This window comes from Streptomyces sp. NPDC050535, assembly GCF_044457665.1.
GTDB lineage: Bacteria > Actinomycetota > Actinomycetes > Streptomycetales > Streptomycetaceae > Streptomyces.
The window spans coordinates 82,045-94,874 of the sequence record NZ_JBITHE010000004.1; the positions used below are offsets into that span (position 1 = coordinate 82,045).

The 12,830-nt window shown below is 70.6% G+C and carries 13 protein-coding genes and 1 pseudogene; 11 read left to right on the forward strand and 3 right to left on the reverse strand.

Annotated features, from left to right (window positions below):
• Positions 1-140: 140 nt before the first annotated feature.
• A pseudogene (locus ACIBLC_RS11150) lies at positions 141-500 on the forward strand (DUF6174 domain-containing protein); the annotation flags it as partial.
• Between the two features lie 84 nt (positions 501-584).
• On the opposite strand, the gene ACIBLC_RS11155 reads toward ACIBLC_RS11150, so the two are convergent.
• Positions 585-1,523 (reverse strand): NADP-dependent oxidoreductase, encoded by a 939-nt coding sequence (locus ACIBLC_RS11155; protein ID WP_399210541.1) that lies wholly within the window; start codon positions 1,521-1,523, stop codon positions 585-587.
• Positions 1,524-1,617: 94 nt separating this feature from the next.
• On the opposite strand from ACIBLC_RS11155, the gene ACIBLC_RS11160 reads away from it, so the two are divergent.
• The gene (locus ACIBLC_RS11160; RefSeq protein WP_399210542.1) at positions 1,618-2,037 is read left to right on the forward strand and encodes a winged helix-turn-helix transcriptional regulator; all 420 of its coding nucleotides are present in this window, start codon (positions 1,618-1,620) and stop codon (positions 2,035-2,037) included.
• Between the two features lie 39 nt (positions 2,038-2,076).
• Here ACIBLC_RS11160 and ACIBLC_RS11165 read toward each other — a convergent pair whose 3' ends face one another.
• Complete coding sequence (locus ACIBLC_RS11165) at positions 2,077-2,691, reverse strand: DUF6629 family protein (protein WP_399210543.1); 615 nt, start codon at positions 2,689-2,691, stop codon at positions 2,077-2,079.
• Between the two features lie 376 nt (positions 2,692-3,067).
• On the opposite strand from ACIBLC_RS11165, the gene ACIBLC_RS11170 reads away from it, so the two are divergent.
• From ACIBLC_RS11170 to ACIBLC_RS11210, 9 genes are all read left to right on the forward strand, one after another.
• A complete protein-coding gene (locus tag ACIBLC_RS11170) occupies positions 3,068-3,283 on the forward strand; it encodes a DUF4177 domain-containing protein (RefSeq protein ID WP_266471430.1) in 216 nt (71 codons plus the stop codon).
• Positions 3,284-3,438: 155 nt separating this feature from the next.
• Positions 3,439-4,239 carry a VOC family protein gene (locus ACIBLC_RS11175; RefSeq protein ID WP_399210544.1) on the forward strand — a complete coding sequence of 267 codons (801 nt, stop codon included), beginning with the start codon at positions 3,439-3,441 and terminating at the stop codon, positions 4,237-4,239.
• 341 nt (positions 4,240-4,580) lie between these two features.
• Positions 4,581-5,033 carry a cyclic nucleotide-binding domain-containing protein gene (locus ACIBLC_RS11180; protein WP_399210545.1) on the forward strand — a complete coding sequence of 151 codons (453 nt, stop codon included), beginning with the start codon at positions 4,581-4,583 and terminating at the stop codon, positions 5,031-5,033.
• A gap of 64 nt (positions 5,034-5,097) precedes the next feature.
• Positions 5,098-5,922, forward strand: a complete 825-nt coding sequence (locus ACIBLC_RS11185; RefSeq protein WP_399210546.1) for an N-formylglutamate amidohydrolase — start codon at positions 5,098-5,100, stop codon at positions 5,920-5,922.
• 39 nt (positions 5,923-5,961) lie between these two features.
• Positions 5,962-6,786, forward strand: a complete 825-nt coding sequence (locus ACIBLC_RS11190) for an amidohydrolase family protein (RefSeq protein WP_399210547.1) — start codon at positions 5,962-5,964, stop codon at positions 6,784-6,786.
• Positions 6,787-6,843: 57 nt separating this feature from the next.
• A complete protein-coding gene (locus ACIBLC_RS11195) occupies positions 6,844-8,094 on the forward strand; it encodes a DUF4032 domain-containing protein (protein WP_399210548.1) in 1,251 nt (416 codons plus the stop codon).
• A gap of 119 nt (positions 8,095-8,213) precedes the next feature.
• The gene (locus ACIBLC_RS11200; RefSeq protein WP_399210549.1) at positions 8,214-9,890 is read left to right on the forward strand and encodes an FAD-dependent oxidoreductase; all 1,677 of its coding nucleotides are present in this window, start codon (positions 8,214-8,216) and stop codon (positions 9,888-9,890) included.
• Positions 9,887-11,380 (forward strand): ATP-binding protein, encoded by a 1,494-nt coding sequence (locus tag ACIBLC_RS11205; protein WP_399210550.1) that lies wholly within the window; start codon positions 9,887-9,889, stop codon positions 11,378-11,380. Before ACIBLC_RS11200 ends, ACIBLC_RS11205 begins: the two co-directional genes overlap by 4 nt.
• A complete protein-coding gene (locus tag ACIBLC_RS11210; RefSeq protein ID WP_399210551.1) occupies positions 11,377-11,727 on the forward strand; it encodes a UBP-type zinc finger domain-containing protein in 351 nt (116 codons plus the stop codon). Before ACIBLC_RS11205 ends, ACIBLC_RS11210 begins: the two co-directional genes overlap by 4 nt.
• Before the next feature lie 200 nt (positions 11,728-11,927).
• Here ACIBLC_RS11210 and ACIBLC_RS11215 read toward each other — a convergent pair whose 3' ends face one another.
• A complete protein-coding gene (locus ACIBLC_RS11215) occupies positions 11,928-12,722 on the reverse strand; it encodes an SDR family NAD(P)-dependent oxidoreductase (RefSeq protein WP_399210552.1) in 795 nt (264 codons plus the stop codon).
• Positions 12,723-12,830: the final 108 nt, after the last annotated feature.

A 12,830-nucleotide genomic window follows, 5' to 3' on the forward strand; every position in this document is an offset into this window, starting at 1 on the left:
GTACCGGTGCCACCACCGTCGCCGGGAATACTCCGGTACGCCCTCACGCACGGGGCCGACGACCCGTCCGGCCGACGAGCCCGTACGTTCTCAGGCCGGCCGGCGTCCCAGCGGTAGCCGCGTTCGGAGGGACTGCCGCCATGACCACCGTACGCATCACCCCACGACCCCCGCTCACCGCGGTCCTGTTCGGGGCTGTCGTACGCGACCGCCGCCTGCGGCACCGAGGCCTCGACATCCCCGGCAACGGGTGGACCGGCCGCGTCGAAGCCCTCGGGGCTGAGCACGGTCACTTGGGAGGAGCCAGCCTCGTACGCCGGTACGTGGAGCGGTCACCCGGCGAAGTACGCACCATCGGCGCGCTGTTGGACGAGCTGGAGCGGGCCAGTCGGGACAACACCCATGACGCGGAAGCGCAGTACGCCCCTGACGGACACCCGGTCCGGATCTGTCTCGACGGGGACGAGAACGCGATCGACGACGAGGCGCTGTACGTCATCAGCGCCTTCGAAACCGGCCGGCGGCTGATCTCCGACCGGCTCAACCAAGGCCACGACGCCGGGCGTTGGGCCGGTACACGGCGTTCACGGCACCAGGACGATCTTGCCGATGGTGCGCTTTCCCTCGATCGCGCGATGGGCCGCGGCGGCCTCGGCCAGCGGGTAGGTGCGGTGGACCGCGACCCGCAGCCTGCCCGCCTCGACGCGTTCGGTGATCCGTTCCAGTACCTGCCCGGAGGGTTCGGCGGTGACCCAGACGTAGCGCAGGCCGCGGGCGACGGCCTGCCGCTCGTCCGTTCCCGGGTCGATCGAGGCGCCGATCAGCAGACCCCCGGGTTTCAGGGCGTCGAGAGAGCGCGGTCCGTAGGAACCGCCGACCAGGTCCAGGACCGTGTCCACCGGGGCGACGGCGGTCCGGAAGTCGGTGACGGTGTAGTCGATCAGTTGGTCGGCGCCCAAACCGCGCAGGAACTCATGGTTGGCAGCGCGGGCGGTGCCGATGACGTGCGCCCCGAGTTCCTTGGCGAGCTGCACCGCGACATGGCCGACACCGCCGGCCGCCGCGTGGATCAGCACCCGGTCGCCGGGCCGGACCCGGGCCAGCACGGCCAGCGCCTGCCAGGCGGTGAAGGCGACCAGGGGCACGGCCCCGGCGTGCGCCAGATCAAGGTTCTTCGGCCTGGGAGCCAGCGCGGCGGCCGGGACGGCGGTGTACTCGGCGTACGCGCCCCGCCGCGCGACCGGCAGCATGCCGTACACCTCGTCGCCCGGCGTGAACCGTGTGACGCCGTCACCGGTCCGCTCGACGACACCCGCCACGTCGTTGCCCGGAGTCCACGGCAGGGTGACAAGGCCCGGAACGCGGCCCGCCCGGAGCACCGCGTCGCCCGGGTTGACCCCGGCACCGGCGACCCGCAGCAGCACCTCCCCCGGGCCGGGTTCCGGCACGTCGGTCTCCTGGTAGGTGAGCGCATCAGGACCGCCGAACTCGGACTGGACGATGGCATGCATACGGGCGGTCATCAGGACTCCTCGTCGGACGGGGCTCGCTGGTCCCATGGTCCGCCCGACCGATAACCACGCGGAAGAAGGCACTTGTCTGATATCGAGGTTCCTCATGGATACCGGCTTCGACCTGAGGAACTTCGGTGGCGTGGACGTCTTTCTGCGCGACTGCCCCACCCGCGCCGTGCTGGAACTGCTCGCCGGCAAGTGGACCATGCTGGTGCTGGTGGCCCTGGAGGACGGGCGGCCCATGCGGTTCGGCGAGCTGCGCAGGCGACTGGACGGCGTGACGCCGAAGGTGCTGGCCCAGACGCTCCGCGCGCTGGAGCGCGAGGGACTGGTGACCCGCGATGTGTACCCGACCGTGCCGCCGCGCGTGGAGTACCGGCTGACCGGCCTCGGCCAGGAGGTGGGCGGGCTCATCCAGAGCATCACCGACTGGTCGCAGGCGAACATCACCGCCATCCGGGCCGCGCGGGAGGCGTTCGACGAACGCACCGCCGGCGGACCACCCCCTGGCACCGCCCCCTAGCCGACGGCGGGTCGCCGAGGGCCCGCCTCTCGGGTCGGGTCAGCTCGGTCGGCGCCCGCGGACCCACCCGTAGAGGACCAGCGAGCACAGCGCCGCGAACGCGCACCAGGTCGAGACGAACTCCATCCGCCACGTGGCCCAGCAGATCAGGACGCCCATGGCCGCCAGCACACCGAGGAGCATCACACCGCGGTCGCCGGAGAGCAGCAGGGATCCGACGGTGGCGATGAGATAGCCGGCGATGACCAGTTCGGCGTGGGACAGGTCGACGAAGTAGCCGACGGTGTGACCGCGGATCTCGGCCCTGACCGGGCGGGTGGCCATTGCGTACGCCAGCGTGGCGGCGGTCAGGAGACCGGCGGTGAGAGGGATCAGCAGTCGGCGCCAGGCGTGTCGCGGCGCGGCGCACACCACGCCCACCGGTACCCACACCGCCAGCAGCGGCAGGGCGATGACGGCCCAGACGACGGTGGCGGGGCCCGTCCCGCCGCCCGCGTCCCAGACGAGGGACTCGACGATCTGGTGCGCCCCGAGAATCAGCGGCAGTGCGGCCAGCGGGAGATCGCCGGGTCTGCGCACGCGGGCCACACAGGCCACGCCGACCGCGGCGATACCGGTACCGGCGACCAGATCGGCCGTCGCACTCCAACACATCGCGCCACCATGGGTTCACCGTCACAGGAATCCACCTTTACGGTGCATAACGCTACGGTGGCTCGAACCGCTGGGTGTCGCAGACACGACAGATCTACGGGGTATCGTGCGCCGAGTCCGTCGGACGGCGAACCGTGCTTCGGAGGCGTCGGCCCTCCGTCGGTCAACGGCTCGCGCGTCCAGGCACGTTGGAGTCGTCCGTTCCGCGGGTGTCCCCATGACCTGTGCCGGCTGCCGCCCTGTCCATGGGTCCCTCTCTGGATGAAGCTTCACCAAAGGTATCGGCGAGGGGTGGGTTCGCCCCTGTGTTCCAGCGTCGAACAGTGATTGGGTGGGCCCCGGCACGCCCACCGAAGCGCAGGAGAGCCCCGTAGTCATGAGCAACCCCTACACGTACGAGTACAAGGTCGTCACCTTCCGTGAATCGCTGATCGGCGACGCGCTGGACAGCGGCAAACTGGAGAAGGTCCTGAACAAGCACGCCGAGGACGGCTGGGCGCTCAAGGCGATCACGTCCGCCGACGTCAAGGGGCGCATAGGCCCCGGGGCCGTGGAGGGCCTGCTGCTGACGCTGGAGCGCCCTCGCCAGTAGCCCTCGCGGAATGCGCCGCGCGCCGAGCCGGGGGATGCTGGAGCCGATGGGACAGCGGATCCGCAGGCGCTAGTGATGCCGTCGTAGGCCTTCCGGCACGGGAGGCCTACGACTGATGGGCGGATACCGGCCGGTGACTTCAGGACGGTACGGCGATGAAGAGCGACAGCACACTCCCCGGCGAGGTCGTCTCCACTCACTCGGTGTTCGGCGCGCCGTGCTGGGTCAGCCTGACCACACGCGATCTCCGGGCCGCGCAGCGCTTCTACCAGGCCGTACTGGGCTGGGAATGGCAGAAGAGCACGCTGGACGACCAGTACAGGATCGCCGTGGCCGACGGGGTGCCGGTCGCCGGAGTCTCCGCGGTGACCTCCCTCTGGCAGACGGCCGTGGCGTGGATCCCGTACTTCGCGGTGTCCGGCGCGGACGAGACCGTGGCCCGGAGCCACGAGCGCGGCGGTACGACCGCGGTGGGGCCGATCTCGTTCCCGCCGGGGCGCGCCGCGCTGCTGGCCGACCGGGACGGAGCGGTCTTCGGCATCTGGGAGGGCGAGCTGGTGGCCGGCTGGGAGAGCTGGCGCCGCGCGGCACCCGCCTTCGTACGGCTGCACACCCGCGACGCCTTCGACGCCGCCATCTTCTACGGCGAGGTCCTCGGCTGGGGGTCCTCGGCCCCCGGGAGCTACGAGGTCCACTACGAGGAGAACGAGGTCGTGCTGCGCGGCCAGGGCGAGGTCGTCGCCCGGATCTACTCCGGCGCGGTGGGATCGGCGCCGGACCCCACGGTCAGGCCGCACTGGCAGATCCACTTCGCCGTCTCCGACGTGGAGGCCTGCGCACGGGCGGCGCGGGCGCACGGCGGCACGGCCCATCAGCACGGCGTCGGCTCGACGGAGGCCGTCCTCGCCGATCCCGACGGCGCGCGCTTCACGGTGACGTCGAAGGCCGTCCTGTAGCCCGGGAAGCGATCCTGAGCGGCGGGTGCCGGTCTCGGGGCACGAAGTCCCGGGGCATGAAGGAGTGCCCCTGGTTCCCCGGAGTCGCTGGTACGGCCGCCGCCCGTGCGTCCGCCGCCCGTGCGTCCGCCGCCCGTGCGTCCGCCGCCCGTGCGTCCGCCGCCCGTGCGTCCGCGGCCCGATCGGCGTGAGTCCGTGCGGCGTGAGTCCGCACAAAGTCTCCTCGCCCACGACGCGACGGAATCCGCGGTTCAGGCTCCAATAGAGGGTGACGGGATAAAACCGGTACGACAGGCGCCGCCGCCCCCCGCAGCCCCTCGGCGGCGCGTTGGAGGTCCGCGATGCCCACTGCTCTCCGGCTCCTGCCCGCCCTCTCCCCCGACCATCGCGAACGGCTGCTGGGCCTGGCGCGCGAGGTCTCGTTCCCAGCGGACGGAAAGATCTTCGAGGCAGGCGGCAGTGCCGACCGGTTCTGGGTGGTGCGCTCGGGGACGGTCTCCCTCTACCAGCAGGTCATCGCGGACAGGCGCATGTCCGTCGCGATGCTGGGGCCCGGCGATCTGCTCGGCTGGTCCTGGCTGTTCCCGCCGCACCGCTGGGACTTCGGCGCCGAGGCCTTCAGTCCCGTACGCGGATACGAGTTCGACGCCGGGGAGGTGCGCACCCTCTGCGAGGCCGACGCCTCACTGGAGCTGTCGCTGACGCGGACGATCGCCGCCATCCTGGCCCACCGGCTCGAAACGACCCGGGCGGCGCTGATCGAGCACTACGCGCGCCACGGCGGTGTCGGATGAGGTGACGGGCGACGCACCACCCGACGCGTCGGCCCGCGGGAGTGCCACCGTGTAGGAATCTCCTATGGACGAGACCCCGGACTCCTTCGAACTCCTCCCCGGCGCCACCGACTCGCCGGTGATCCTGCATGTGCCGCACTCCGCACGGGAGATCCCGGCGCCGGTCCGCGACGGCATCGTGCTCGACGACGCGGCGCTGGAGCGCGAGTTGGACCACATCACCGACGCGCACACCGCGGAACTGTCCGCGGCGGTCGCGAAGTCCGCCGACGTCACGCCGTGGCGGTTCGTCAACCGGCTGTCCCGGCTGGTGGTCGACCCCGAGCGTTTCCCCGACGAACGGGAGGAGATGCTGGCCGTCGGCATGGGCGCGGTCTACACGCGGACCACGCACCGGGCGCGGCTCCGGCCCGCCGGGACCGACCCGCGAGAACTGGTCGACCGTTACTTCCACCCGTACGCGCAGGCGATGACGCGGGCGGTGGCCGACCGGCTGGCCGCCACCGGGCGGGCCGTGATCATCGACGTCCACTCCTACCCGACGGCCCGGCTGCCCTATGAGCTGCACGGCGACGGTCCCCGGCCGCCGGTCTGTCTGGGCACCGACGACTTCCACACGCCGTCCGAACTCCTCGCCTCGGCGGAGAAGGCGTTCGCGGGCGTCGGCGGTGTGGGGATCGACAGCCCCTTCTCCGGCACGTACGTCCCGCTGCGGTACTACGAGCGGGATCCGCGGGTCACCGCCCTGATGGTGGAGATCCGGCGGGACAGGTACATGAGCGAGCCCGGAGGAGCCGTGGGCCCGGGTTTCGCCCGCATGACCTCGGCGCTGGCCACTCTCGTCGACGCCGTATCGAGATGGCCGTCCGGCGCACTAGGGTCGCAGTAAGCAATCGCTTAGCCGCGGGCTCGGGGAGGGCACGGGATCATGCCGGTCATCGACGCGTGGATGCAGCACCCCACACTCCGTCACTCCAACCACGAGATGTTCGAGTCACTGCGCCGCTGGACCGGCATGGAGCTCCTGGCGGAGCAACTGCCGGTCAAGGCCACCGTGGCCGCGCTGGCCGCCGCCGGCGTGGAGACCGGGCTGTCCGCGGCCTGGTACGGGCCGCGGGGTCCGCTGATCAGCAACGACGAGGTCGCCGGGTTCGTCGAGCAGTCCGAGGGGCGACTGCGCGGGGTCGCGGGCGTGGACCTGAGGCGGCCGGTCGCGGCCGTGCGCGAGCTGCGGCGGGCCGTCGGGGAGCTGGGTTTCGTGGCGCTCAGGATCGTGCCGTGGCTGTGGGAGCTGCCGCCCACCGACCGGCTCTACTACCCGCTGTACGCCGCCTGCGTCGACCTCGGCATCCCCTTCTGCACCCAGGTCGGGCACACCGGACCACTGCGCCCCTCCGAGACCGGCCGGCCCATCCCCTACATCGACCAGGTCGCGCTCGACTTCCCCGAGCTGACCATCGTCTGCGGGCACATCGGCTACCCGTGGACCACCGAGATGATCGCCGTGGCCGACAAGCACGCGAACGTCCACATCGACACCAGCGCCTACACGGCCCGCCGCTACCCGCCCGAGCTCGTGGAGTACCTGCGCGGCAGAGGACGGCGCAAGGTCCTCTTCGGCAGCAACTACCCGATGATCACGCCCGCTCGGGCTCTGGAACACCTCCCCGACCTGGGCCTCGACGAGGAGAGCACGGAGCTGTTCCTCTCGGGCAACGCCCGTTCCGTCTTCCACCTGGAGGATCATTCGTAGATGCTGGAGCCGGACAGAGTTCACTCCTGAGCTCTCTGAGGTGAGGGCAGCGGTTCGATGGCTTTGCAGATCAGCGCCACCAATCCGGAGCACCCCGCGCTCCTGCTCGCACTGCCCTGGCAGCTGCCCCTGGAGGAGTGGCCCGAGCACTATCTGGTCCCGCTGCCGCGCGGCATCTCACGGCACGTGGTGCGCTACGCGCGCGCCGGGACGGAGGTGGTGGCGGTCAAGGAGCTGGCCGAGCGGCCCGCCGTGCGCGAGTACGAACTCCTCCGCAGCCTGGACCGGATCGGCATCCCGGCGGTGGACCCGCTCGCCGTGGTCACCGGACGCACGGACACGGCGGGCGCGCCCCTGGAGCCCGTGCTGATCACCCGGCATCTCGGCGGTTCGATGCCTTACCGGTCGATGTTCGAGACGACGATGCGGCCCGCCACCATGCACCGGCTGATGGACGCGCTGGCGGTGCTGCTGGTGCGGTTGCATCTGGCGGGGTTCGCCTGGGGCGACTGCTCGCTGTCCAACACACTGTTCCGGCGGGACGCCGGGGCGTACGCCGCCTATCTGGTCGACGCCGAGACCGGCGACATGCACCCCCGGCTCAGCAGCGGTCAGCGGGAGTACGACCTCGACCTCGCCCGGGTCAACATCAGCGGTGAGCTGCTGGACCTGGAGGCGGCCGGGGCCCTGCACCCCTCGGTGGACCCGATCGAGTTCGGCATGGAGATCTGCGCGCGCTACCAGGGGCTGTGGGACGAGCTGACCCGCACCTCGGTGTATCCGGCGGGCAAGCACCACTACATCGACCGCCGCATACGCCGCCTGAACGACCTCGGTTTCGACGTCGCCGAGATGCAGATAGCCCATTCGTCGAACGGGGACACCGTCACCTTCGTCCCCAAGGTCGTCGACGCCGGCCACCACCAGCGCCAGCTGCTGCGGCTGACCGGCCTCGACACCGAGGAGAACCAGGCGCGCCGGCTGCTGAACGACCTGGAGAGCTGGATGGCGACCCAGGACGACTACGCGCCGGGCGATCCGCTCGCGGCCCGCCCGGAGGTGCTGGCCCACCGCTGGGTGCGGGACGTGTTCCGGCCGACGGTCCGGGCCGTTCCGCTGGATCTGCGCGGCTCCATGGACGCGGCCGAGCTTTACCACGAGCTGCTCGAACATCGCTGGTATCTGTCCGAGCGCTCGCAGCGTGACATCGGTCTGGACGAGGTCGTCGACGACTACGTCGCGCACATCCTCCCCAAGGTCCGGGAGACCCTGCCGCCACGGGCGGACGCCCCCGCCCCGACCGCCTGAGAACCCGGTTCCAAGCAAAGGTGACCGATCGTACTTACGATTGAATATGTACCGGCCGAGTGGCGCGCCCCGGCGCGCACCTGCCGGAACGACACTGACCTGCTCGGGGTGGGAGACGTATGGCACAGGCCGCAAGTCCAGCGCGGACCGTCATTCTGACCGTGGATGACGATCCCGGGGTGTCGCGCGCCGTGGCCCGCGACCTGCGGCGCCGCTACGGAGAGACGCATCGCATCGTGCGCGCCGAGTCCGGGGAGACCGCGCTGGAGGCACTGCGCGAGCTGAAGCTGCGCGGCGACCAGGTGGCGGTGATCCTGGCGGACTACCGCATGCCACAGATGAACGGCATCGAATTCCTCGAACAGGCGATCGACGTCTATCCGGGCGCGCGGCGGGTGCTGCTGACCGCCTACGCGGACACGAACGCGGCGATCGACGCGATCAACGTCATCGACCTCGATCACTACCTGCTCAAACCGTGGGATCCGCCGGAGGAGAAGCTCTATCCGGTCCTGGACGATCTCCTGGACGCGTGGCGGGCGAGCGACTACCGGCCCGTGGCCGTCTGCAAGGTGGTCGGGCACCGGTGGTCGGCGCGCTCCTCGGGCGTACGGGAGTTCCTGGCCCGCAACCAGGTCCCCTACCGCTGGTACGCGTCGGACACCCCGGAGGGTGTACGCCTGCTGGCCGCGGCCGGGCAGAACGGGGAGCGGCTGCCGCTGGTGATCACACCGGACGGCACGCCGCTGGTGGAGCCCGACGATCCGGATCTGGCGGCGCAGGTGGGCCTTGCCACGACGCCGACGGCGGAGTTCTACGACCTCGTCGTCATCGGCGGCGGGCCCGCCGGGCTCGGGGCGGCCGTGTACGGCGCGTCCGAGGGGCTGCGGACCGTGCTGGTGGAGCGGTCGGCGACCGGCGGCCAGGCGGGGCAGAGCTCGCGGATCGAGAACTACCTCGGCTTCCCCGACGGTGTGTCCGGGGCGCAGCTCACCGACCGGGCGCGACGGCAGGCGGCGAAGTTCGGCGCGGAGATCCTGACCGCGCGGGAGGTGACCGGGCTCGAGGTCACCGGGGCGTCGCGCACGATCCGTTTCTCGGACGGTTCGGCGATCTCCGCACACTCCGTGATCCTGGCGACGGGAGTGTCCTACCGGCAGTTGGAGGCGCCGGGGCTGGCGGAGCTGACCGGGTGCGGGGTCTTCTACGGGTCGGCGCTCACGGAGGCGGCCGCCTGCCAGGGCCACGACGTGTACATCGTCGGCGGGGCGAACTCTGCCGGGCAGGCCGCCATGTACCTGGCGCGCGGCGCCAAGTCCGTCACGATCCTGATCCGAGGCTCGTCACTGTCCGCGTCGATGTCGGCCTATCTGGTCCAGCAGATCGCGGACGCGCCCAACATCAGTGTCCGCGGCGGCACGGTCGTCGAGTCCGCGCACGGCTCGGACCACCTGGAACAGCTGACGCTGCGGGATGTGGCGAGCGGACACACCGAACTCGTCGACGCGCAGTGGATGTTCGTGTTCATCGGGGCGGCGCCGCTCACCGAGTGGCTGGACGGGACCGTCCTCAGGGACCCGCGCGGATTCATCATGGCCGGGCCCGACATGACCCCGGACGGGCAGCCGCCCGGGGACTGGGAGCTGGACCGGCCGCCGTACCACCTGGAGACCAATGTGCCCGGCGTGTTCGTGGCCGGGGACGCGCGTGCCGAGTCGGCGAAGCGGGTCGCGTCCGCCGTCGGAGAGGGAGCCATGGCCGTGATGCTCGTACACCGTTATCTGGAGCAGTCGTGAGCGGACAGCCGATGCCGTGCAGTATCGAGGAGCTGTCGAGGCTCTTCCTGTTCGAGAAGCTGGACGGGGAGCAGCTCGACCGGCTGTGCCGCGAGGGCCGCGTGGAGTTGTTCGAGCCCGGCTATGTGTACCGCGAGGGCGAGCCGGCCACCTGTTTCTTCGTGCTCCTCGAAGGCAACCTGGTGATGTCGCGCCGGGTCGGCGGAGACGACGTGGAGACCAACCGCAGTTCTCAGGTCGGGGTGTACGCGGGGGCCATGCAGGCCTATCTGACCGAACAGCCGGACCAGTCGCTCTACAAGGGCTCGCTGCGGGTCACCGAGCCCTCGCGGTTCTTCATCCTGCCCGCCGAGGTGTTCGCCGCGGTCCTGCGGGACTGGTTCCCGATGGCCGTCCATCTGCTGGAGGGCCTGTTCTTCGGCAGCCAGAACACCCAGCGGACCATCAGTCAGCGTGAGCGGCTGCTGGCGCTCGGTTCGCTGTCCGCCGGGCTGACGCACGAGCTCAACAACCCGGCCGCGGCGGCGGTCCGGGCGACCTCCGCGCTGCGGGACCGGGTGGCGGGGATGCGGCACAAGCTCGGTGTGATCGCGGCCGGCCCGTACAAACGCGACACGCTCGAAACGCTCGTCGAGATCCAGGAGCGCACCGCCGAGCAGGTCGCCAAGGCCTCTCCGCTCAGCCCGATCGAGGCCTCCGACCGGGAGGACGCCCTGGCCGACTGGTTCGACGACCACGGGATCGCGGGCGGCTGGCAGCTCGCGCCGACCTTCGTGCAGGCGGGTCTCGACACCGACTGGCTCGACCAGGTCGCCGCGACCGTGGACGAGAACACCCTCGAAGGCGCGGTCCGGTGGCTGAACTACACCGTGGAGACCGAGCTCCTGATGAACGAGATCGAGGACTCCACGACCCGCATCACCCACCTCGTGGACGCGGCCAAGCAGTACTCGCAGATCGACCGCGCGCCCTACCAGGTCGCCGATGTGCACGAACTGCTGGACAGCACGCTGATGATGCTCTCCGGGAAGATCGGTTCCGGCATCAGGGTCGTCAAGGAGTACGACCGGACGCTGCCGAACATCCCCGCCTATCCGAGCGAGTTGAACCAGGTGTGGACGAACCTCATCGACAACGCCGTCTCGGCGATGGACGGCGAGGGCGAGCTGACCGTGCGTACCACGCTCGACGCCGACCAACTGCTCGTCGAGTTCCGCGACACCGGACCCGGGGTTCCGGCGGAGATCCGCGGCCGCATCTTCGACCCGTTCTTCACCACCAAGCCGGTGGGTGAGGGCACGGGGCTCGGCCTGGACATCTCCTGGCGGATCGTCGTCAACAAACACCACGGAAGCCTCCATGTGGAGTCCGTCCCGGGTGACACCCGGTTCCAGGTACGTCTTCCACTGACCGCCGTGGACCCTGACACCGACGCGGAGGCCGACCCCGGCACATCCGCCGACGCCGACACCTCTCAGGAGCCATCATGACCATGCCTGCCGGAATCGACCCCAGCGTCCCGCCCAGCGGTACGGGCTGCGGTGACTGCGATGCCACCGGCGGATGGTGGGTCCATCTGCGGCGGTGCGCCCAGTGCGGGCACATCGGCTGTTGCGACAGCTCGCCCGCCAAGCACGCCACCGCGCACTCGAAGAGCAGCGGCCATCCCGTCGTCACGAGCTTCGAGCCCGGCGAGGACTGGTTCTGGAACTACGACACCTCCGAGATGTACGAGTCCGGCCCGGACCTCGCTCCCCCGCTGAGCCGTCCCGCGGACCAGCCGGCACCGGGGCCCGCGGGACGGGTGCCGGCGAACTGGGCCGACGTACTGCGCTGACAGGCGGTTCGCTGGTTCCGGTCGGTGGCTTGGGCCGCCGTGACGATCAGGTCGGTCACGGCGGTGGGGTTGGTGATCATTGCAGCGGGTGAGCTGTTGGTCTCGACGGTCGAGGCGTGGGCGCGGCGGGCTTCTCACCGCCCTCCCGGAGAACCTCTGACGCGGTGATCAAAAATTCGGCTTCGCGGAGGGCACGAGACTCAGGGAAGGATCGAGTCGACGTAGCCGCCGTCCACCCGCAGGGCTCCCCCGGTGGTCGCCGACGCCTGGTCCGAGCTCAGGTAGACGACCATGTTCGCGATCTCCTCGGGCTCGATCAGCCTCTGGAGGAGCGACTGCGGGCGGTGCTCCCGCATGAAGGCGCGCTGTGCCTCGTCCCAGGGCAGGGAGCGGTCCACGAGCTCGTAGACGAAGTCCTCCACACCGCCCGTGTGCGTGGGGCCGGCGATGACGGAGTTGACCGTGACGCCCGTCCCCGCGGCCTCCTTCGCGAACCCCCGGCTCACGGCGAGCAGCGCCGTCTTGGACATTCCGTAGTGGATCATCTCGGCGGGGACCGCCACCGCGGAGTCGCTGGCGATGTACTGGACGCGTCCCCAGCCCCGGTCCATCATCGCCGGCAGGCAGGCCCGGGTGAGGCGGACCGCCGCAAGGACGTTCACCTCGAAGTAGCGCCGCCACTCGTCGTCGGTGATCTCCAGCGCGGGTGCGGCGCCGAAGATCCCCAGGTTGTTGACCAGGATGTCCACGTCGGGCAGGAGCTCCAGGGCGGTGGCCGTGCCCTCCTCGGTCGCGAGGTCGGCCGCCACCTCGACGAACCGCCCTCGCGGGACCTCCGCGGCGAACTTCGCGACGGCCTCCCCCACCCGGCCCTCGTCCCGGCCACTGACGCCCACCCGCGCACCCGCCCGGGCCAGCCCCACGGCGATCGCCGCGCCGATGCCCTGCGTAGAGCCGGTGACCAGTGCGGTCCGTCCTTCGAGGTTCAGCTGCATCAGCACACTCCACTGCCGTTTCGGCGGGTCCGGTCATGTTCTGCCCATACGATCATCGGTGATGAGCGTTCCTCAGGCGATTCGCCGGGGCCGGCCACGTGAGGCGTT